The organism is Streptomyces sp. NPDC104309, from assembly GCF_055584025.1.
Map to the genome: position 1 here is coordinate 140,429 of NZ_JBVJMV010000018.1, position 20,737 is coordinate 161,165.

At 71.7% G+C, this 20,737-nt stretch carries 20 protein-coding genes; 8 read left to right on the plus strand and 12 right to left on the minus strand.

What is annotated here, in order from left to right; translation table 11 throughout:
• Window positions 1-25: 25 nt before the first annotated feature.
• Window positions 26-700, minus strand: coding sequence for a rhomboid-like protein (locus ACZ68L_RS25805; protein WP_469580764.1), 675 nt, complete (start codon window positions 698-700; stop codon window positions 26-28).
• A 9-nt stretch (window positions 701-709) separates the two neighbouring features.
• Here ACZ68L_RS25805 and ACZ68L_RS25810 point away from each other — a divergent pair, with 9 nt between their 5' ends.
• Both ACZ68L_RS25810 and ACZ68L_RS25815 read left to right on the plus strand, forming a co-directional pair.
• The gene (locus ACZ68L_RS25810; protein ID WP_469580767.1) at window positions 710-1,747 is read left to right on the plus strand and encodes an aminoglycoside phosphotransferase family protein; all 1,038 of its coding nucleotides are present in this window, start codon (window positions 710-712) and stop codon (window positions 1,745-1,747) included.
• Between the two features lie 4 nt (window positions 1,748-1,751).
• On the plus strand, window positions 1,752-2,225 hold the full coding sequence (locus ACZ68L_RS25815) for a GNAT family N-acetyltransferase (protein ID WP_469580769.1): 474 nt from the start codon (window positions 1,752-1,754) through the stop codon (window positions 2,223-2,225).
• Between the two features lie 270 nt (window positions 2,226-2,495).
• On the opposite strand, the gene ACZ68L_RS25820 is transcribed toward ACZ68L_RS25815, so the two are convergent.
• Window positions 2,496-3,497, minus strand: coding sequence for a zinc-binding dehydrogenase (locus ACZ68L_RS25820; RefSeq protein ID WP_469580771.1), 1,002 nt, complete (start codon window positions 3,495-3,497; stop codon window positions 2,496-2,498).
• Window positions 3,498-3,672: 175 nt separating this feature from the next.
• Between ACZ68L_RS25820 and ACZ68L_RS25825 the strand changes: the two genes are divergently transcribed.
• A complete protein-coding gene (locus ACZ68L_RS25825) occupies window positions 3,673-4,350 on the plus strand; it encodes a pentapeptide repeat-containing protein (RefSeq protein ID WP_469580774.1) in 678 nt (225 codons plus the stop codon).
• Between the two features lie 21 nt (window positions 4,351-4,371).
• On the opposite strand, the gene ACZ68L_RS25830 is transcribed toward ACZ68L_RS25825, so the two are convergent.
• The 3 genes from ACZ68L_RS25830 to ACZ68L_RS25840 all read right to left on the minus strand — a co-directional run bounded on the left by ACZ68L_RS25830 (window position 4,372) and on the right by ACZ68L_RS25840 (window position 7,112).
• Window positions 4,372-4,869, minus strand: coding sequence for a hypothetical protein (locus ACZ68L_RS25830; protein ID WP_469580777.1), 498 nt, complete (start codon window positions 4,867-4,869; stop codon window positions 4,372-4,374).
• A gap of 210 nt (window positions 4,870-5,079) precedes the next feature.
• On the minus strand, window positions 5,080-5,709 hold the full coding sequence (locus tag ACZ68L_RS25835) for a response regulator (RefSeq protein WP_469580779.1): 630 nt from the start codon (window positions 5,707-5,709) through the stop codon (window positions 5,080-5,082).
• Complete coding sequence (locus ACZ68L_RS25840; RefSeq protein ID WP_469580782.1) at window positions 5,706-7,112, minus strand: sensor histidine kinase; 1,407 nt, start codon at window positions 7,110-7,112, stop codon at window positions 5,706-5,708. The genes ACZ68L_RS25835 and ACZ68L_RS25840 overlap by 4 nt, the downstream gene beginning before the upstream one ends.
• 171 nt (window positions 7,113-7,283) lie before the next feature.
• Between ACZ68L_RS25840 and ACZ68L_RS25845 the strand changes: the two genes are divergently transcribed.
• Both ACZ68L_RS25845 and ACZ68L_RS25850 read left to right on the plus strand, forming a co-directional pair.
• Complete coding sequence (locus ACZ68L_RS25845; RefSeq protein WP_469580785.1) at window positions 7,284-7,841, plus strand: GlcG/HbpS family heme-binding protein; 558 nt, start codon at window positions 7,284-7,286, stop codon at window positions 7,839-7,841.
• Window positions 7,842-8,280: 439 nt separating this feature from the next.
• Window positions 8,281-9,690: a M1 family metallopeptidase gene (locus ACZ68L_RS25850; RefSeq protein WP_469580787.1), complete on the plus strand. Its 1,410-nt coding sequence runs from the start codon at window positions 8,281-8,283 to the stop codon at window positions 9,688-9,690.
• 26 nt (window positions 9,691-9,716) lie between these two features.
• Here the strand turns inward: ACZ68L_RS25850 and ACZ68L_RS25855 are convergent, their stop codons facing one another.
• Together ACZ68L_RS25855 and ACZ68L_RS25860 are read right to left on the minus strand one after the other, a co-directional pair.
• A complete protein-coding gene (locus tag ACZ68L_RS25855) occupies window positions 9,717-11,297 on the minus strand; it encodes a M4 family metallopeptidase (RefSeq protein WP_469580790.1) in 1,581 nt (526 codons plus the stop codon).
• Between the two features lie 253 nt (window positions 11,298-11,550).
• Window positions 11,551-12,126, minus strand: coding sequence for a TerD family protein (locus ACZ68L_RS25860; RefSeq protein WP_469580793.1), 576 nt, complete (start codon window positions 12,124-12,126; stop codon window positions 11,551-11,553).
• Window positions 12,127-12,417: 291 nt separating this feature from the next.
• Here ACZ68L_RS25860 and arfB point away from each other — a divergent pair, with 291 nt between their 5' ends.
• Window positions 12,418-12,852, plus strand: coding sequence for an alternative ribosome rescue aminoacyl-tRNA hydrolase ArfB (arfB, locus tag ACZ68L_RS25865; protein ID WP_376219047.1), 435 nt, complete (start codon window positions 12,418-12,420; stop codon window positions 12,850-12,852).
• A gap of 39 nt (window positions 12,853-12,891) precedes the next feature.
• On the opposite strand, the gene ACZ68L_RS25870 is transcribed toward arfB, so the two are convergent.
• Entirely contained in the window at window positions 12,892-13,398 is a 507-nt protein-coding gene (locus tag ACZ68L_RS25870) for a flavin reductase family protein (protein WP_469580796.1), read from the minus strand.
• Window positions 13,399-13,767: 369 nt separating this feature from the next.
• Here ACZ68L_RS25870 and cdgB point away from each other — a divergent pair, with 369 nt between their 5' ends.
• Both cdgB and ACZ68L_RS25880 read left to right on the plus strand, forming a co-directional pair.
• Entirely contained in the window at window positions 13,768-15,411 is a 1,644-nt protein-coding gene (gene cdgB / locus ACZ68L_RS25875) for a diguanylate cyclase CdgB (protein WP_469580799.1), read from the plus strand.
• 152 nt (window positions 15,412-15,563) lie between these two features.
• The gene (locus ACZ68L_RS25880) at window positions 15,564-16,511 is read left to right on the plus strand and encodes a carbohydrate-binding protein (protein ID WP_469580802.1); all 948 of its coding nucleotides are present in this window, start codon (window positions 15,564-15,566) and stop codon (window positions 16,509-16,511) included.
• A 70-nt stretch (window positions 16,512-16,581) separates the two neighbouring features.
• On the opposite strand, the gene ACZ68L_RS25885 is transcribed toward ACZ68L_RS25880, so the two are convergent.
• From ACZ68L_RS25885 to ACZ68L_RS25900, 4 genes are all read right to left on the minus strand, one after another.
• On the minus strand, window positions 16,582-17,433 hold the full coding sequence (locus ACZ68L_RS25885; protein WP_469580805.1) for a class II fructose-bisphosphate aldolase: 852 nt from the start codon (window positions 17,431-17,433) through the stop codon (window positions 16,582-16,584).
• A 58-nt stretch (window positions 17,434-17,491) separates the two neighbouring features.
• Window positions 17,492-18,472 carry a 1-phosphofructokinase family hexose kinase gene (locus ACZ68L_RS25890; RefSeq protein ID WP_469580808.1) on the minus strand — a complete coding sequence of 327 codons (981 nt, stop codon included), beginning with the start codon at window positions 18,470-18,472 and terminating at the stop codon, window positions 17,492-17,494.
• Window positions 18,473-18,642: 170 nt separating this feature from the next.
• Window positions 18,643-19,797, minus strand: coding sequence for an N-acetylglucosamine-6-phosphate deacetylase (gene nagA, locus ACZ68L_RS25895; protein WP_469580809.1), 1,155 nt, complete (start codon window positions 19,795-19,797; stop codon window positions 18,643-18,645).
• On the minus strand, window positions 19,797-20,729 hold the full coding sequence (locus ACZ68L_RS25900; RefSeq protein WP_469580811.1) for an ROK family protein: 933 nt from the start codon (window positions 20,727-20,729) through the stop codon (window positions 19,797-19,799). Before ACZ68L_RS25900 ends, nagA begins: the two co-directional genes overlap by 1 nt.
• Window positions 20,730-20,737 lie beyond the last annotated feature (8 nt).

The following is a 20,737-nucleotide window of genomic DNA, read 5'->3' on the forward strand; positions in this document are numbered from 1 at the left end:
TGTGGTGAAGCGTGTGAGCGGGACGTTACTGCGCCGGAGGGGTTTTCGTCCTGTGCCGGGACCGGGTCAGTGGGTAGCAGGCGAGGCCGATGAGCACGGCGGTGAAGTGGCCGAGGTCGGTGAAGGTGGGGCCGGTGACGAGGGGGACGCCGTAGAAGACCAGTACGGCGAAGAGGTACACGGGCCGCCAGGACGACGGGACGCGGTACGCGAGGACGGCGATGACGCCCGCGAGCGCGTAACTGACTCCGATGTCGAGTGTGTTGGCGGCGGACTCCGGTACGTGTCCGTGCCGGATGGCCCAGGCCAGGATGCCTTCGCTGACGAGGCTGGCGAGGACATGGGCGGCGACGGCGACGGCGAACCAGCGCAGGGTGCCCAGCCAGCGTTCGGCGGGGGCGTGGAAGACGGTGTAGAGGATGGCGTAGGGGACCCATCGGCCGCTGTCGATCCAGAGGGCACTGACGATCAGCACGCGTACGGGGTCGTGGGAGAGTTCGTGGATGTTGGTCGAGCGCTGACGCAGGAAGTCCTCCTCGAAGTCCGGGGACATCTGGTGCACGATGACGGTCGTGACGAAGAGCGCGGTCAGCCAGATGTAGGTGCCCGGTGCGCTGCGGATCCATGAGCCGACGCTGCGGATCCACGAGCCGGCGGTGGTACGCGGCCGGGTGGGCGGGGCGGGGCTGCTCGGAGTCATATCCGATTGATGCACGGCTCTACGATCGTCCGCGTGATTGACATTCCGGACGGACTGATCGACACCCAGTCCAAGTACAACGGGGCGGCCGGGCGGGCTTTTCTGGCAGCGTTGCCGGGGCGGGCCGCCGAGTTCCTGGAGCGGTGGGGGCTGCGGCGGGACGGTGAGGCGTTCCACGGGGTGTGCGCACTGGTGCTTCCGGTTGTGCGGGTGGCGGACGGTCGTCCGGCGGCGCTGAAGCTTCAGCCGGTGGACGAGGAGACCGTGGGGGAGCCGGTCGCGCTGCGGGTGTGGGGCGAGGCGGGCGCGGGGGCCGTGGAGCTGCTGGATCACGACGCGGCGACGGGGACGCTGTTGCTGGAGCGGCTGGACGGCCGCCGCTCGTTGGCGGGGATGGCGGACGAGCGGGAGGCGGTGCTGATTCTGGCGGGGCTGCTGGCCCGGCTCTCGTCCGTACCGGCTTCGGCTTCGGCTCTTGCTCCGGCTCCTGTTTCGGCCTCGGCTTCGGCTTCGGCGGTTCGCGGGCTGTCGGGACCGCCGGCTCTGTCAGGACCGCCGGCTCTGCGGGGGCTGGGGGAGATGGCGGCGCGGATGCTGGAGGAGGCGCCGGGGGCGGTGGCGGCGCTGGCGGACGAGGAGGAGCGGCGGCTGCTGGCGGACTGCGCGGCGGCGGTGCGTGAGGTCGCCGGGGAGCCGGGGGACCGGTTGCTGCACTGGGACCTGCATTACGGGAACGTACTGGCCGGGAGGGAGGGCCGGTGGGTGGCCATCGACCCGAAACCACTGGTCGGCGATCCGGCGTTCGAGCTGCTTCCGGCGCTGGTCAACAGGTTCGACGCGGCGGCGGTGCGGTGGCGGTTCGACGTGCTGACACAGGCGCTGGGGCTGGACCGGGAGCGGGCGCGGGCCTGGACGCTGGGGCGGCTGCTGCAGAACGGTCTGTGGGACGTGTCGGACGGGCAGCGGCGGCTGGACCCGGACCAGGCCGAGATCGCGCGGCAGCTGCTGGGGCGGAGCCGGCCGGTGACGGGTCTGTGCCTACGCTGACCTCATGATTCGTACCGCCACCCCTGCCGATGTTCCCGTCATCCACGCCATGGTCCGTGAGCTGGCCGACTACGAGAAGGCCCTGCACGAGGTGAGGGCCACCGAGGAACAGCTGCACGAGGCGCTGTTCGGCGAGCGGCCCGCCGCGTACGCGCACATCGCGGAGTCGGACGACGACGGCGAGGTGGTCGGCTTCGCACTGTGGTTCCTGAACTTCTCCACGTGGCGCGGGGTGCACGGCATCTACCTGGAGGACCTGTACGTACGTCCGGAGCGGCGCGGCGGCGGGCACGGGAAGGCTCTGCTGACGGAGCTGGCGCGGATCTGCGTGGCGCGGGGCTACGAGCGCCTGGAGTGGTCGGTGCTGAACTGGAACGCCCCGTCCATCGCGTTCTACGAGTCGCTGGGCGCGCGGCCGCAGGACGAGTGGACGGTGTACCGGCTGACGGACGGGGCGTTGACGAAGCTCGGCGGGTGACGGACCCCGCCGGACCAGGTGAAGCGGCCGGGCCGGGGAGTGCGCTCGGCTTTGTGAGGCGGCCGGGCCGGGGAGTGCGCTCGGCTATGTGAGGCGGCCGGGCCGGGGAGTGCGCTCGGCTATGTGAGGCGGCCGGGCCGGGGAGTGCGCTCGGCTATGTGAGGCGGCCGGGCCGGAAAGCGCGCTCGGGCCCGGGACGCCGGGTTACGGACCCTGCCGGTCCACGGGAGGCGGTCGCCCCAGGGATGCCGCTCGGCCGGGGACGCCGGGTTACGGGATCAGGACGACCTTGCCCATCGTGCCCCGGGTCTCCAGGGCGCGGTGGGCGGCGGCCGCCTCGGCGAGCGGGAAGCGCTGGACGGCGGGGCGGAGCCGGCCTGCGGCGGCTTCGGCGAGCGAACGGGTTTCGAGGGCGCGCAGACCGCCCGCCTTCGCCGTCATGACGGGGCCGAGCACGCTCTCGGAGGTGATGCCGCGTTCGGCGAGCTCTTCGTCGGTGAAGGTGAGCGGGGCTCCGTCGTGGAGTCCGGCGCCGGACCAGCCGAACACGATGTGCTGCCCGCCCGCACCGAGCAGGTCGACGGCGGCCCGGCCGGTGGTCCCCCCGACGGAGTCGTAGACGACGGTGGCGCGGCGGCCGAGCCCGTCGAGGTGGGCGCGGACCTGCCGGTCCCAGTCGGGGAGCGTGTAGTCGACGGCGAGGTCCGCACCGTTCGCCCGGACGGCGGCGACCTTGGCGGGGCCTCCGGCGAGGCCGATGACGGTGGCCCCGGCGTTCTTGGCGTACTGCACGATCAGGGTGCCGATGCCGCCCGCCGCTGCGGGGACGACGACGGTGGAGCCGGGGCCGAGTTCGGTGAACTGCAGGATGCCCAGGGCGGCGCGGCCGGTGCCGATCATGGCGACGGCCGCGGCTTCGTCGAGGCCGTCCGGGACCGGGTGCAGCTTCTCGGCGTCGACGACGGCGAGTTCGGCGTAGCCGCCCGGGACCATGCCGATATGGGCGACGACGCGCCGGCCGAGCCAGCCGGGATCGGTGCCCTCGCCGAGTGACTCGACCCGGCCGGCGACCTCGCGCCCGGGGATGGTCGGCAGCTCGGCGGGGGCCGGGAACGGGCCGCTCATGCCTTCGCGCAGAGCCGTGTCGAGGAGGTGTACGCCTGCCGCGGCCACGGCGATACGGACCTGGCCTGGGCCGGGCACGGGGTCGTCGGTCCACTCGTGGACGAGGTTCTCGGCCGGGCCGAAGGTATGAAGGCGAATGGCATGCACGGTGGACTCCCCGTCGTGTCGGTCGCTGTGGAGGCGGGCAGGTCCTGCGGGACCTGTGGAGCCACCCTCCGACCTCAAGCCCGCTTGAGGTCAAGTCCTGTCGTGGCGCCGCGGTTGTTCCGTTCCTCCCGTAGCGGCGAGGGGCGTTGTCAGTGGGGTGGGTGACGATGGGGGCATGGCACGCAGCAGCGGGAAGACGGACACCATCGCGACGGCACGGCGGCCGGAGGTGCGGCTGCCACCGCTCGTTCCGTACGACGGGGAAGGACTGGAGCCCGACGGGGACTACGACGGGGTGTGCTTCGAGGGGGCGGATCTGGCGGACGAGTCGGGGCCGGGCGCCCGGTTCATGGACTGTGCGCTGAACGGCTGCGCACTGGACCGTACGGAGCTGGTCAGGGCCCGCTTCATCGACTCGGTGCTGACGGGCGTACGGGGGGTGGGCACCGATCTCGCGGGGGCGTCGCTGCGGGATGTGGAGGTGGTGGACGCGCGGCTGGGCGGGGTGCAGCTGCACGGCGCGGTGCTGGAGCGGGTGCTGGTGCGCGGCGGGAAGATCGACTACCTGAATCTGCGGAAGGCGCGGCTGAAGGACGTGGTGTTCGAGGGCTGTGTGCTGTCCGAGCCGGATTTCGGGAATGCGGAGCTGGTGCGGGTGGAGTTCCGCGACTGTGTGCTGAAGCGGGCGGACTTCAGTTCCGTACGGATGGAGGCGGTCGACCTGCGGACGGTCGCGGAGCTGGACATCGCGCGCGGGGTGGAGCGGCTGGCGGGTGCGGTGATCAGCCCGGCACAGCTGATGGAGCTGGCTCCGGCGTTCGCGGCGCAGATCGGGGTGCGGGTGGAGGCGTAGCCGCCGGGCCGGACGCCCGGATCAGATACGGGGGAAGCGGGCCTGGAGGTCCCAGATCACGGGATTGTCGGCGAGACCTTCGTGCATGTCGGCGAGGTCGGCGATGAGATCGTGCAGGAAGTCGCGGGCCTCGCGGCGCAGCATCGCGTGGTTGAAGGTGAGCGGGGGCTCGTCGCCGGGCATCCAGTCGGCCTCGACGTCGACCCAGCCGAAGCGGCGTTCGAAGAGCATCCGGTCGGACGACTCCGTGAAGTCCAGCTCCGCGAACTGCTGCCGGTGCGAGCGGTTGCCGCGCGGGTCCTGGTCGATCTGCTCGACGATGTCGCACAGCGCCCACGCGAAGTCGAGCACCGGCACCCATCCCCAGGCTGTGGACACCTCGCGGTCCGCCTTGGTGTCCGCGAGGTAGACGTCCCCGGAGAAGAGGTCGTGCCGCAGGGCGTGGACGTCCGCGCGGCGGTAGTCGGTCTGCGGGGGATCGGGAAAGCGCCGGGAGAGGGAGTAGCCGATATCGAGCACGGTTCGATGGTGCCATGCCCTGGCACATGTCAACGCCGGGGCGGGTGACTGCTCGATCGAGTGAGGCCGATGCTGCGGCGGTCTTCGCCGGATTCACCGGGGCCGGTCCGGCGGACACCCCGGCCCGCGCGATCCGGGGGCAGGCACGGCCGGCGGGTCCGGGGCGGTCGCCGACGCGCGGCTGCCACGGCCTTCCCGTTCGGGGCCGGCCTACGGGAGCAGCCGCTGCTCCTTCGCCACGGCGACGGCGCCCGCGCGGGTGTCGACGCCGAGTTTGTCGTAGATGCGGCCCAGGTGGGTCTTCACCGTGGCCTCGCTGATGAACAGGGCGCGGGCGATGTCCCGGTTGCCCAGGCCCTGGGAGAGCTGGGCGAGGATGTCGAGTTCGCGGTCGGTGAGGCCGGGCCGGGGCTTGCGCAAGCGGGCCATGACACGGCTGGCCACGGGCGGGGAGAGCGTGGTGCGGCCCTGGGCGGCCGAGCGGATCGCGGCGAACAGTTCCTCCGGGCGCTCGGCCTTCAGCAGATAGCCGGTGGCACCCGCCTCGATGGCGCGGGTGATGTCGGCGTCCGTGTCGTACGTGGTGAGGACCAGGACGTGGGCCTCGGTGGCGGCGATGCGGCGGGTGGCCTCGACGCCGTCGATGCCCTCGCCGAGCTGGAGATCCATCAGGACGACGTCCGGGGTGAGCTTGGCGGCCAGGGCGACCGCCTCCTCGCCGCTGCCGGCCTCGCCGACGACCTCGATGTCCGGTTCGCTGCCGAGCAGCGCGAGCAGCCCGGCGCGTACGACGGCGTGGTCGTCGCAGAGCAGGATGCGTACGGGCGGCTTCGCGTTCATGCGGGGTCCTCCGGGGCGGGGGCGGGCGTGACGGGGTCCTCCGGAGCGGGGGCGGGCGTGAGGGGGACGGCGGCGGACAGGACCGTACCCTCGCCCGGTGCCGACTCGATCGTCAGTGTGCCGCCGAGCTGGTGCAGCCTCGCACGCATCGCGGGCAGGCCGTGGCCGCGTACGCCGTCGCCGGGCCCGGGGCGCCCGGCGGGTGTGAAGCCCCGCCCGTTGTCGGCGATGTCCAGGACGATCCGGTCGTCGAGACGGGTCAGCGTCAGCGCGGCCTCCGTCGCGTGCGCGTGCTCCTTCACGTTGGCCAGGGCGCCCTGTGCGATGCGCAGCAGAGCGGACTGCACCCGGTCGGGCGGTGCGGTGTGCTGCTCGCCCTCCACATGGCAGCGGACGGTGAGCCGCCCCTGCGCCTGCGCCGTCTCGCGTGCGGCCAGTGCGTGCAACGCCGCCTCCAGGCCGCCGCCCTCCGCGAGATCCGCCGGGGCCAGGTCGTGGACGAAGCGGCGGGCCTCGGCGAGATTGCGTTCCGCGATGCCCGTCGCCGTACGGACATGGCGGCGGGCGGTCGCCGGGTCGGCGTCCCAGGTGCGGTCGGCGGCCTGGAGCAGCATCTGCTGGCTGGACAGGCCCTGCGCCAGGGTGTCGTGGATCTCCATCGAGAGCCGCTGGCGTTCCGCGAGGGTTCCTTCCCGGCGTTCGGTGGCGGCCAGTTCGCGGCGGGTGCGCAGCAGGTCGTCGATCAGTTCGCGCTGCCGCACGGTCTGACGCTGCATATGGACGAAGACCGCTGTCGCGATGGCCGCCACCGCGGGCGGTGCGAGCACCAGGTTCGGGTCGAAACCCTCGGCCAGCCGCAGTTGCGCGGCGACGACGAACAGGGTGAGCAGGGCGACGAGCACGAGTGCGGCGCGTGGCGGAAGGATCCGCAGCCCGGTGTAGAACAGCGGGACCGCGCACCACGCGAAGCTCGGCGCGAGGACGACCAGCACCATCCACACGGCGACCAGCACCCCCAGCCACACCAGGTTGCGCGGCGTGGGACGCGAACCGAGCACCGGCCCGAGCACGTACAGCACGGCCAGCGCGACGGAGAGCGCGATGATCCACGGGGTGCGGCCCTCGCCGGGGTGCCGCAGCAGGAAGCGGGCGAGCGAGGCGCCGAGCAGCAGGAAGAACGCGGCGTGCATCAGGAGCGTGAGCCGGCGCGCGTCCGGGTCGCCGCTCCCGCTTGCTCCGGTGGCGCCGGTCCGTCCCGTGCCGGTGCCATCGGTCCGTCCCCTGCTGGTGCCGTCGGTTCGGCCCGTGACCGTGCCGGGTGCCGATCGGGTTCGGTGCTTCACCTTGTGCCCTCGCTCCTCACCGTCGTCATCGGCACTGCTGACCTGCACGGACACGTCCATGGTCACCCTGGACGGCCACCCCCGCATCAACCGATCGGCCGATGGGGCCGTCGGCCGTCCCGCGCGTGGCATCGAGCCGGTTCGTCGACCGTACGGCGCCCTGTGCGGCCGGAGGATCGATGGCAGAGCGGAAGAAGCTCATCCACCGAACTGCTGCCGAAGGAACCCACCATGAAGAAGCTGTCGCCGCGTACCCGCGTCCTGACCGGTGCCGTCGCCGCCGTCGTCCTCGGCGCCGGGACCTTCGGCGCCATGTCCGCCAACGCTTCCACCCCGGCCGCCGCGCCCGCCGCCGCTGTCCAGGCCGACACCTCGAACCGGAACCTCCAGCAGACCACCCACCTCACCGTGGCCGCCGCCACCAAGGCCGCGCAGGCCACCCTCGACGCCGCGAAGAAGGAGAACCAGCGTGTCTCCGTCGCCGTCGTCGACCGCAACGGCAACACCATCGTGACGCTGCGCGGCGACGGCGCGGGCCCGCAGGCGTACGAGTCGGCCGTGAAGAAGGCGTACACCGCCGTCTCCTGGAACGCACCCACCTCCGAGCTGGCCAAGCGCCTTCAGCAGGCCCCGACCCTCAAGGACATCCCCGGCACCCTGTTCCTCGCGGGTGGCGCCCCGGTACAGGTCAAGGGTGCCCCGGTGGCGGCCATCGGCGTGGCCGGAGCCCCCAGCGGTGACCTCGACGAGAAGTTCGCGACGGTCGGCGTCGCAGCCCTCGCCAAGTAGGCCGAGCGGCCCGAACACGCGAGCGGCCCGAACGCGCGAGCAGGCCGAACGGGCGAGCGGGCCGAGCAGGCCGGGCAGGCGAGCAGGCCGAGCAGGCCGAGCAGGCCGGGCAGGGCTGCGGGACGGGCGGGCCGGGCAGGCCAGAAGGACCGGCGGGCCGGGCCGGCCTGAGGGACCGGCAGGCCGAGCGGGCCGGGCGAACAGACTCCCCGGCCCCGGCCCCGCCCTGCGTCCTTCCGCACCCGCCGCACCCGCCCGCCCTGCGTCCTTCCGCACCCGCCCGCCCTGCGTCCTTCCGCACCCGCCGCACCCGCCCGCCCTGCGTCCTTCCGCCCCGCCCCGGCCCGCTTCCCCCACCTGGCCCACCCCGCCCCCGTGCCCGGCCGGTCCACCGCGTCGGCCCTCCGCGTTCGAACGCCCCGCGCCTAGGATCACGGGTGTGGATCACCGAACACCGGTTCGCCGCACAGTGCGCGCCGCCGTCCTCGCCCTGCTGGTTCTGACGACCTCGACCGGTTGCGCCGGCGGTGTCGAAGGCACCCCCGGCGCGGCCGGTCTGCGCGACCCGTACTTCCCGAAGCTCGGCAACGGCGGTTACGACGTCACGCACTACGACCTCGCCCTCGACGTCGACGCGCCCGCCGACCGGCTGCGCGGCACCGCGACGATCACCGCGCGCGCCACCCAGGACCTCAGCGCCTTCAACCTGGACCTCGTCGGGTTCACCGTGCAGTCCGCGACCGTCGAGGGCCGACCGGCCGCCGTCAACCGGGCCGGCCACGAGCTGACGCTGCGCCCCGACGCCGACATCGGGAGCCACCTGCGCAAGGGCAGGACGTTCCGTACCGTCGTCCACTACTCCGGCTCCCCGCAGACCATCACCGACCCGGACAAGTCGAAGGAGGGCTGGCTGAGGACGGCGGACGGAGCGGTCGCGCTCGGTGAACCGACCGGGTCCATGGCCTGGTTCCCCGGCAACAACTACCCGAGCGACAAGGCGTCGTACGACATCACCGTCACCGTCGCCAAGGGGCTGACGGTCGTCTCCAACGGCGAGCTGGCCTCCCGCGCGACCTCGGGCGGCACCACCACGTACCACTGGCACGTCGCGGAACCGATGGCGAGCTATCTCGCGACGGTCGCCATCGGCCGGTTCGACACCAAGTCGTCGGCCACCCCGGACGGCATCAAGGTGTTCACCGCCGCGGACACGAAGGTGGCGGCGGACAGCGCGCGGGTGCTCGCCCGTGTTCCCGAGGTCGTGAAATGGGAGGCGGAACGTTTCGGCCCGTACCCCTTCTCCGCCACGGGCGCGATCGTCGGGCGTGCCGGGGATGCCGGATACGCGCTGGAGACCCAGAACCGGCCGTACTTCCCGGGCCCGCCGAGCACCGGGCTGCTCGTCCACGAGATGGCCCACCAGTGGTTCGGGGACTCCGTCACGCCCGAGAGCTGGCGGGACATGTGGCTCAACGAGGGCTTCGCGACCTACGCGGAGTGGATGTGGGAGGCCGACAAGGAGGACAACCCGGTCCAGGACCGGTTCGACGCCGCCTTCGAGGACGACGACAACTGGGCCTTTCCGCCCGCCGATCCACCGACGGCCGCGGACATCTCGCAGGCGCCGGTGTACGGGCGCGGGGCGATGGTCATCCACAAGATCCGGCAGGCCGTGCACGACGACAAGCGGTTCTTCGCGCTCATCAAGGGCTGGACGAAGGCCCACCGGCACGGCAACGCGTCCACCGCCGACTTCACCGCCTATGTGGAGAAGACGACCGGCAAGGATCTGACGAAGCTGTGGAACACCTGGCTGTACGGCAGGAGCCGGCCCGCCTCGGAGGGCTGACCGGCTCCCGTGTACGACCAGTGGTGCTACTTCACGTTGACGCCGCTCCAGGCGGCGTCGACGGCCGCGAGTTCGGTGCTGTCCGCCCCGTACAGGTCGGTCGCCGCCTTCTCGGTCGCCGCGCGGGCGGCCGCGTAGTCGGTGGTCGACGTCATGTACTCGGAGAGGGCCTTGTACCAGATCTGGACGGCCTTGTCCCGGCCGATGCCGGTGACCGTGGAGCCGTCGATGGTCGGGGAGTCGTAGTCGACGCCGTTGATCGTCTTCGCGCCGCTGCCCTCGGACAGCAGGTAGAAGAAGTGGTTGGCGACGCCGGAGGAGTAGTGCACGTCGAGGTCGCCGACGCTGCTGTCCCAGTAGTCCGCGGAGCCGCCGTCCTTGCTCGGCTCGTCCATGTAGCGCAGCGGGGTGCCGTCGCCGTTGATGTCGATCTTCTCGCCGATGAGGTAGTCGCCGACGTCCGTGCTGTTGTCGGCGGAGAACTCCACCGCGGTGCCGAGGATGTCGCTGGTCGCCTCGTTGAGGCCGCCGGACTCGCCGACGTAGTCGAGGTTGGCGGTGGACGCGGTCAGGCCGTGGCTCATCTCGTGGCCCGCGACGTCGAGAGCGGTGAGGGCGCTCTTGTTGTCGGCGCCGTCGCCGTACGTCATGCAGAAGCAGCTGTCGTCCCAGAAGGCGTTGACGTACGCGTCGCCGTAGTGGACCCGCGAGTACGCGGCCTTGCCGTCACCGGCGATGCCGTCGCGGCCGAACGCCGACTTGTAGAAGTCCCAGGTCTTCGCCGCACCGTAGGCGGCGTCGACGGCGGCGGTCTGGCGGTCATTGCCGGTGCCGTCGCCCCAGGTGTCGTCGTCGTCCGTGACGAGGGCGCCGGTGCCGTTCTCGCCCTGGTTGAGGTCGTACGTCTTGTGGCCGCCCCGGTCGCCGTCGGTCAGTTCGAAACCGGAGCCGGTTTTGGTGGTCGTCAGATCGACCTGGCCGCTGTACTGACTGTTGCCGATGCCGGTCTCGATGGCCTCGTAGCTCTGAAGCTTCTTGCCGGTGGTCGCGTCGGTGATGATGTGCAGCCTGCTGGGCGTGCCGTCCTTCTGCACCCCGGTCCTCACCGTCTCGAAGGCGAGGACGGGCTTGCCTTCGCCCGCCCAGATCACCTTGCGGGCGGCGGCCGCGGTCTTGATCTTCGCCGTCGTCGACGGCACGGATATCCGGGCCTTGTTCGCCTTGGTGACGCCCTTGAGCTGTCCGCCGCGAGCCGTGTGGGTCACCAGGTCGCCGCCGAGGACCGGGAGCCCGGCGTAGGTGCGCTCGTAGCGGGTGTGGACGGTGCCGTCGGCGTCCTTGATCACATCACGGACGATCAGCTTCTCCTTGCTGCCGAGCCCGAGGGAGTCGGCGGTCGAAGAGGCGTCGGTCTGGGCCGAGTTGATGGCGGCGGTGCGCTGCGACGCGTTGTTCGCGCCGAAGGGGACGGCGCTGCGAGAGGCGGAGGGGCCGTCGGTGCCGTTGTCCGGGGCGGCGTTCGCCGCTCCGGTCTGGACGCCGACGACGACCATCGCGGCCACGGCGGCCAGGGCTGCGGCGCGACGGGTGTTCATGTGGGGGGTCATGCGTTCTCCGTTGCTCGTTCCGTGGGGGGTTACGAGCGGAGAGCGTGCCACCGAATGACCAGGATTGACGGTGTGCTAACAAATGCCTCACATTTTTTTGACCACTTCTTGTCCGAATGGGGTGCGCTTGTGTTCGCTATTCGGCGGAATCCCGAGGCAGGTGTGCACCATCGCGCAGACGGGCGGGAGCCCCCGGCCGCGGGGGACGCGGCCGGGGGCTCCCGGTGTGTACGGATCTACTCGCTGCGGAACGTCAGAGGTTGACGCCGAAGTCCTGGGCGATGCCGCGCAGGCCCGAGGCGTAACCCTGGCCGACCGCGCGGAACTTCCACTCCGCGCCGTTTCGGTAGAGCTCGCCGAAGACCATGGCGGTCTCGGTGGCGGCGTCCTCGCTCAGGTCGTAACGGGCGATCTCCGTGCCGCCGGCCTGGTTGATGACGCGGATGAAGGCGTTGCGCACCTGGCCGAAGTTCTGGCTGCGCGTCTCGGCGTCGTAGATCGAGACCGGGAAGACGATCTTGTCGACCTCGGCCGGCAGGCCCGCCAGGTTGACGTTGATCTGCTCGTCGTCGCCCTCGCCCTCGCCCGTGACGTTGTCACCGGTGTGGACGATGGTCTGGTCCGGCGTCGACTTGTTGTTGAAGAAGACGAAGTGGCCGTCGGAGACGACCTTGCCGCCGCCGTCCACCGCGATCGCCGAGGCGTCGAGGTCGAAGTCGGTGCCGGTGGTGGTGCGGACGTCCCAGCCGAGGCCGACCGTGACGGCGGTCAGGCCCGGGGCCTCCTTGGTGAGCGAGACGTTGCCGCCCTTGGACAGGCTTACAGCCATGGGAAGTCCCTTTCATCGTCGAGTGCGGGCTTCATGCCATCAAGAAGCTACCGTCACAGGTCATAACGCGGACAAGGGACCGAGAGGTTCCTGCTCCCTTTACTTTCTTTACCGAAATCCCCCGTTCCGCCGAAGCCCCCTGCCCGTCGAAGTGCCCTGCCCGCCGAAGCCCCGCCCCTGCCCGCCGAAGCCCCGCCCCTGTGCCGAAGCGTCTCCGGCCACCCCGTACGCGAAAGCCCGGCGGCCCCGTGCGGCAAAAGAAGGTGACGAACGCCCGGTGGGCCGGGGAACATGGGTGTCATGTCCGGGCCCTATGTCATCCGCGGTTCGGTCTCCCTGCCGGAGGCCGAGCTCATGTGGCGTTTCTCGCGGTCCTCCGGGCCCGGCGGGCAGCACGTCAACACCAGCGACTCCCAGGTGGAGCTCCGCTTCGACCTCGCGGCGACCGAATCGCTTCCCGAGGTGTGGAAGGAGCGGGCGCTCCAGCGTCTGGAGAGCAGGCTGGTGGACGGCGTGATCGCGGTACGGGCGTCCGAGCACCGCTCCCAATGGCGCAACCGGGAGACGGCGCTCGTGCGGCTCGCCTCCCTGCTGGCCGAGGCCACGGCGCCGCCCCCGAGGCCGCGCCGCAAGACCAGGATTCCGCGCGGTATCAACGAACGCCGGCTGCGCGAGAAGAAGCAGCGTGGCGAGACGAAGCGCGGGCGCTCCGGCCGCGACTGGTGACGACGCGCGGCCGGTCGCGCGGCGGCGGGCCGGGGAGTCTCACCCCAACTGCCGGTACCGCCCCCGGAAGTACGTCAGCGGCGCCCCGTCGCCGCTCGGCAGGGCCGCGCTCAGCACCCGGCCGATCACCAGCGTGTGGTCGCCCGCCGGGACCCGCTGCTCGGTGCGGCACTCCAGCGTGGCCAGCGCGCCCCCGACCAGCGGCGCGCCGCTGACCTCTCCCCTTGAGAAGGGGATGTCCTCGAACAGCAGCCGGTCGCTGATCCGGCCCTTCATCGCGAACCGTCCGGCGATGTGCCGCTGGCTCTCGGCGAGCACGGAGACCGCCCACAGCGGCTGCTCCGCCAGCAGATCGTCCATCCGTGAGCCGTTGCGCAGGCTGACCATGACCAGCGGCGGGTCCAGCGACACCGACATGAAGGCGGTCGCCGTCATCCCGACGTCCTCGCCTCGTCCGTTCTCGTCCAGGGGCGGTTCCTCGGCGGTGATCAGCACCACTCCGGCGGCCAGCCGGGCGAGGGCGCCACGGAACTCGTCGTTGCTCACCCCCTCAGCATGGGGGATGGGCTCGGAACGCGGGGCGGGGGACTTCGTCTGCAACACACCGGGCACGCTAGCCGCGCCTGGCGTCCCGCCGCATCGGACCAGGGGACCAGGCTGGTCCTAGGACCCCGGTCACGGCCACGGCGGCCCGGCGCTGCAACGCCCGGGATTTGCGTTCAAGAAAAGGACGGACCGCAGCCGGGCGACACTCGCGCCCCTTTACCATCTGTTGTGACTTGAGTCACAGAGTGCAATATTTGCTGACCCTGTGTACCGGCTGCACAGCTCACTGTGATTCAGTGGCCGTGACACTGCAGTAAGTACGTCGATATGAAACCTGGAGTGCTGTCGAGGTCTCGGGGAGTGCGAGCAATGGAGGCCGAGTCGGAGCCGTACGTCCGTCTTGCGACGATGCGGCAACTGCACCAGGCCGTCGCCGATCTCAATACGGCGCGGAGCCTGGCCGACACACTGCAGACCGTGGCCGACGGAATTGTCGCCGGTCTCGGCTACGAGCTTGCCTGCGTGAACCTGGTCCGTCCCGACGGCGACCTCGTCATCGCCGCCTTCGCCGGCAACACTGCGGCGGAAGCCCTCATCACCGGCCGCGTCGGCTCACGCAGCTCCTGGGAGCGCAGGCTTTCGATGGGTGAGGAGTGGGACGAGCTCCGCTTCATACCCCACACCGACGGCTGGGTCCTCCTCGACGACGACGTACCGCAGTGGCACACCGACGGACCCGATCCCCGCTTCGAGGACGAGTGGCACCCCCAGGACCGCCTCTACGCCCCGATGTACGCGTCCGGCGGCGGCCCCGATCTGCTGGGCGTCATCTCCGTCGACCGCCCCCGCAACGGCCGCCGACCCGGCGCCTGGGGCCGTGAGGCCCTCCAGATGTACGCATCGCAGGCGGCCATTGCGATCAGCAACGCCCGGCTGCGAGCAAACATGCAACGCGCCCTGGTCCGTCTGGAGCGGGAGCAGCAGGCGCTGCGGGCCAGCGAGGAGTCCTTCCGCCAGGCCTTCGAGTACGCGCCCAGCGGCATGGCCATCGCCGAGATGGGCGGCGACCAGCACGGCCGGCTGCTGCGCACCAACGACGCCCTGTGCCGGCTGCTCGGCCGCCCGGCATCCGTGCTGCGCCGCTACTCCTTCGCCGACCTCGTCCACCCCGAGGACATCGGCACCCTGCTGCGCACCTCCGCCGAGGGCGGTCGCGCCGAGCTGCGGCTCGGCCGACGGGACGGCACCTACCTCTGGGTGTCGCTGCGCAACTCCGTCGTGGCCGACACAACGGACGGCCCGCGCTTCCTGCTCACCCACGTCGAGGACATAGAGGAGCGCAAGCGTCACGAGCTGCATCTCGCACACCGTGCCTCGCACGACGCGCTCACCGGTCTGCCCAACAGCGCCGAGCTGCGCTCCCGGCTCGGCTCCCGGCTCTGCGAGCGCCCGCACTCGGTGGCCACCACCGCGGTCGAGGCGCTGGACGCGGCGTACGGCGACGTCGACGATCCGGACGCGCGGACGCACGGCTACGACGTGGACGCGGTGCCCGGCGGGCCGCACGACCACCATGTGCATTCCGTCGCGCCCGACACCGAGAACGACGACGGGGCGAAGGGCCTCGCGGTCCTCTTCTGCGACCTCGACGGCTTCAAGTCGATCAACGACCGCTTCGGCCACCACACCGGCGACGCCGTGCTGATCGAGGTCGCCCGACGCCTGACCACCTGTGTCCGCGACGGCGACACCGTCGCCCGGCTCGGGGGTGACGAATTCGTCGTGCTGGCCGACGGCCTCGGTGCCGCGGATGCTGCGGACCTGGCCGTACGCCTTCGTAACGCCATCATTCCGCCCATCCGGGTCGACGGCCGGGCGGTGCGCGTCGGGGCGAGCTTCGGCATCGGCTGGGCCGCCTGCGGCATGACCGCCGAAGAGGTGCTGCGCTCCGCCGATCAGCGGATGTACGTGGAGAAGCGGTCCCGGGCGAAGGTTCACCGCAGGGCCGGTTGATGTTCACGACGGCGCTGTTCCCGCACCCGGCCGTGGTCGCGGGGCGGACGACGGCAATTCTTGGTGCGGGCCGTTCGGGGTAGGCTCGGCCGGTCGGCCACGGCTGGCAATTTTCGGCGACGGCTGGCGACATGGTGAGGAGTGACCCAGGGATGACGGCCGGGAACAACGGCACAAACACGCCCGAGGACGACGATCCGTTCGGCTACCTGTACGAGGACGGACAGGCAGCGGGCGCCCAGCCGCCGAGGCAGGGCGGCTACGGCTACCCTCCGGTGGCCCCGCAGCCCGGTGTGCCCCGGACCTCGTACAACCAGGTGCGGACCGTCGGCGAGCGGCAGTACGGGCAGCAGGTGCCGCACCAGCAGGCGTACGGCCAGCCGAACGCGCAGTACGCGGCCCCGGAGACGTACCCCGGTGCCCCCACCGCGCAGGTCCCGCAGCAGGGCGGCCGCGGCCGCGACGGCGGCCCCGGCAAGGGCGGCCCGAACACCAAGGGCCTGCTGATCGGCGCGGTCGCGGTGGTCCTGGTCGTGCTCGTCGGCATCGGCGCCGCGCTGATCACGGGCAACGACAAGGACAAGAAGAAGGACGAGGCCACCTCCTCCGCCGGCCCCGGCAGCCAGGTGCAGGAGTCCCCGAAGCCCCAGCAGTCCGCGAGCGCCGAGGCCCCGGCCGAGCTGCCCAAGCAGGACGCGGCGACGCTGAAGCTCGGCGGTTCGGCCCAGCTGGACAACACGACTCCTGGAGCCAAGAGCGCCAACGGCCAGTACATCAACCTCAACGAGGTCGGCCGGTCGGCGACCTGGTCGGTCGAGGTGCCGGAGGCCGGTGCGTACACGCTGTTCGTGACGTACGGCGTGCCGGGCAAGGACGCCAAGACGTCCCTCACGATCAATTCCGAGGCTCCCCGCGGCATCAACATGAACAACTACGCGAACGCGCCGGAGGGCGACCTGGAGAAGGGCTGGACGACCACGTACTCCTGGATCCAGCTCAGCAAGGGCTCGAACTCGATCACGATCTCGTGCAACGAGGGCGACCAGTGCGACGCCAATCTCGACCAGCTGTCGCTGAAGGCCGGTCACGTGAAGCGCTGACCTTCCCCGGACGCACTCCGGCCCCCTTGCCTTCGGGCGAGGGGGCCGGTTCGTTTCCCGATGCGCCGGCTCAGCCCATCAGGGCCAGGAAGCCCGCAACCGTCGCGGCCATCGCCTCGCGCCCGGGGGCGATGTACTTCCGCGGGTCGACGCCCGTCGTGTTCTCGCCCAGGTACGCCCGAACCGCGCCGGTGAACGCCGTGTTCAGTGCCGTGCCCACGTTGATCTTGACCATGCCGGAGGAGGCGACGGCCTGGCGGATCTCCTCGTCCGGGACGCCGCTGGAGCCGTGCAGCACCAGCGGGACCGGGACGGCGTCGCGGAGCCGGCCGATCAGGGCGTGGTCCAGGGCGGCGGTGCGCTCGGTCATGGCGTGCGAGGAGCCGACCGCGACGGCCAGCGCGTCCACTCCGGTGTCGCGGACGTACGCGGCGGCCTCGGCCGGGTCGGTACGGACTCCGGGGGCGTGGGCGTCGAGCGGGGCCTCGCCCTCCTTGCCGCCGACCTTGCCGAGCTCGGCCTCGATCCAGATGCCGCGCTCATGGCCCCAGGCCACCGCCTCGGCCGTGGCGCGCACGTTCTCCTCGTACGGCAGCTTGGAGGCGTCGAACATGACCGAGCCGAACCCCTCGGCGTGCGCCTGGTGCAACAGCTCCACGGACTCGACGTGGTCGAGGTGGAGCGCGAGGGGGGCGCCGGAGGTGCGGGCGACGGCCGCCGCCGCGGCGGCGATGGCCGAAAGCCGCCCGCCGTGGAACTTCACGGCGTTCTCGGAGATCTGCAGGATGGCGGGCGCCCCGGCGCGCTCGGCGCCGGCCGCGATGGCCTCCGCGTGCTCCAGCGTGATGACATTGAAGGCGGCGATCCCGCGTCCCTCGGCCTGGGCGGCGGAGACGAGTTCACCGGTGCTGACGAGCGGCATGCTGACCTCTTGCTACTTCTTCGAACCAGCTGAACGCGGGTCCGGGACGGGCGCGGCCTCAGGCCGCCGTTGTGTGTTCCTCGACGCCGACGCGCGGCAGCAGCTCCTCGTACGCCGCGCGGTCGAAGTCACCGGCCGTCGGGGAGAGCACGGTCGCCGTCGACAGTGCCACCGCCCGCCGCAGCCGGTCCGGCCAGCTCAGCCCCTCGACGAGGCCGGACAGCAGTCCGGCCACCGCGGAGTCGCCCGCACCGGTCGGGTTGCCCTGGACCTTGGCGGGCGGGGACGCCCGCCAGACGCCGTCGGGGGTGACCGCCAGCATCCCGTCCGGGCCCAGTGACGCGACGACCCCGTGCGCGCCGCGGCGGCGGGCGTCGCGGGTGGCGCGCAGGGGTTCGCGGGAGCCGGTGAGCTGGGCGAGCTCGTCGGCGTTGGGCTTGATCAGGTCGGGGCGGGCGGCGATACCGCGGCGCAGCGGTTCGCCGCTGGTGTCCAGGAGGACGGGGACGTTCGCCGCACGGGCCAGGCGGACCAGTTCGGCGTAGGCGCCGACGTGGATGCCGGGCGGCAGGCTGCCGCAGAGGGCGACGGCGTCGGCCCCGGTGAGGAGCTCCTCGTACCGGCCGAGGAGCGCGGCCCATTCGTCGGCGCCGATGAGCGGGCCGGGCTCGTTGAGTTGGGTGGTGTCGCCGGTGGCCCGGTCGACGACGGCGATCGTGCGGCGGGTGTTCCCGGCGACGGTGACGAAGGCGTCGGTGATCGGTGCGGCGGCGGGCGTGGTGCCGGTGGCGGCCGTCGGGTCCGTCTCCCGTGACGACGATGTGGCCAGCAGCTCGCGCAGTACGGCTCCGGTGGAGCCTCCGGCGAATCCGGTGACCACCGTGTCGTGGCCGAGGGCGGAGAGCACCCGGGCCACGTTGAGGCCCTTGCCGCCGGGGCGCTCGGACATGTCGCTGACGCGGTGGCTGGCGTGCGGGACGAGTTCCGGGACGCCGTACGTCAGGTCGAGTGCCGTATTCAGTGTGACCGTGAGGATCACCGCGGCCGCTCCCTCGATCCGTGCTCCGGAGCGCGAATCCTTGGAGGGAATGCGCTTTCTCTGCCTGTTTCCCAGGCGATCATGCCAAAGAGGTGACGGTCGGCCCAGACCTCCGGACCAACCGCCGTCTCTTCGTTACGCATTCGATTCGCCGTCAACAACGGGTCGGATCAACCGATCTGCGGATCGATGATCCATTCGCCCTTGCGCATGACGCCCTTGAGCGTGAAGTCCGCGTCCAGGACCACCAGGTCCGCGTCCTTGCCCGGCTCCAGCGAGCCGACCCGGTCGTACACGCCGAGCAGCCGTGCCGGGTTGGCGGAGATGGACTGCACGACGTCGTCGACCGGGATCCGGTCGATGGTCACGGCCCGGTGGAACGCGGTGTCCAGGGTGAGCGTGGAGCCAGCGATCGAGTTGCCCTCCACCAGCCGCGCGACACCGTCCTTGACCTCGACCGCGAGCGGGCCGAGCTGGTACCGGCCGTCGCCGAAACCGGCCGCGTCCATGGCGTCGGTGATCAGCGCGACGCGGTGGGCGCCCGCGTGGTGGTAGGCCAGCTCCAGGGCGGCGGGGTGCAGATGCGTACCGTCGTTGATCAGCTCGACGGTGATCCGTTCGTCCTCCAGCAGGGCGGCGATCGGACCGGGCTCGCGGTGGGCGAGCGGCGGCATCGCGTTGAACAGGTGCGTGGCGACGGTGGCGCCCGCGTCGATCGCCTCGACGGTCTGCTCGTACGTCGCGTCGGTGTGCCCGATCGCGGCGATCACTCCGTGCTCGGCGAGCAGCCGCACCGACTCGATGCCGCCGGGCAGTTCGGTGGCGAGCGTGAACATCTTCGCGGTGCCGCGCGCCGCGTCCATCAGCTTGCGGACCTCGGCCGGGTCCGGGTGGCGCAGCAGATCCTCGCTGTGCGCGCCTTTGCGGCACGGCGAGATGAACGGTCCCTCGAAGTGGATACCGGCCAGGTCGCCCTGCTCGACCAGCTCGGAGAGGACGCCGGCCCGCTGGGCGAGGAAGTCCATCTCGCCGGTGACGGTGGAGGCGACCAGGGTGGTGGTGCCGTGCTCGCGGTGGGTGCGGATGCCGGTGAGGACCTCGTCCACGGTGCCGGAGGTGAAGGACGCGCCGCCGCCGCCGTGGTTGTGCATGTCGACGAAGCCCGGGACCACCCAGTGGCCGCTCAGGTCGACGGTCGGGGCGCCCTGCGGTACCGAGCCGGCGATCCGGGCGCCCTCGACGATCACCCGGCCGTCCTCGACGGTCCCGGTGGGAAGCACCACCCGGGCACCTGCGAGAACTGTGCTGTCTGCGCGTCCGGCCATCAGGCGGATACCTCCGTGGAGAGTAGATCCCAGGCGAGCAGCCCTGCGCCCAGGCATCCGGCGGTGTCCCCGAGGGCCGCCGGGACGATGTGGGGCAGCTTCTGGAACGTGACACGTTCCTCGACGGCCGCACGGAGTGGTGTGAACAAGGTTTCCCCGGCCTCGGCCAGCCCGCCACCGATGATGAGGGCGCGCGGGTCGAGCAGCGTCAGCGCGGTGACCAGCCCGGCGGCGAGCGCGTCCACCGCGTTGCGCCAGACCTCCACGGCCGCCGGATCGCCCGACTCGACGGCCTTCGCGCAGTCGGCGGCGTCCGCCGCCGGGTCGCCGGACGCGGCGGCCCAGGCGCGGGTCACCGCGGCGGCGGATGCCAGGGTCTCCAGACAGCCGCGCTGGCCGCAGCCGCAGTCCGGGCCGTCCGGCCGGACCACGATGTGGCCGATCTCGCCCGCGTACCCGTGCGCGCCGGCCTCGATGGTGCCCGCGATGCCGATGGCCCCGGCGATCCCGGTGCCCAGCGGTACGAAGAGGAAGCGGTCGGCTCCCTTGCCCGCGCCGATCCGGCCCTCGGCGAGCCCGCCGGTGCGCACATCGTGGCCGAGCGCGACGGGGACACCGCCGAGCCGTTCGCCGAGCAGTTCCCGCATGGGTACGTCGCGCCAGCCCAGGTTCGAGGCGTAGACCGCGATCCCGTTCTCCGCGTCGACGATGCCGGGCACGGCGACACCGGCCGCGACGGCGCTCTCGCCGAGGTGCTCCTCGCCGTACGTCCGCAGGTCCGCGGCGAAGGCGAGGATCGACTCCACGACGGCGTCGGGGCCGCGCTCTCTGCCGGTCGCCCGCCGTGCCTCGTACAGCAGGGTGCCGTCGGCCCCGACCAGTGCGGCCTTCATTCCGGTGCCGCCCACATCGAGGGCGATGACGTGTTTCACGGGAAACA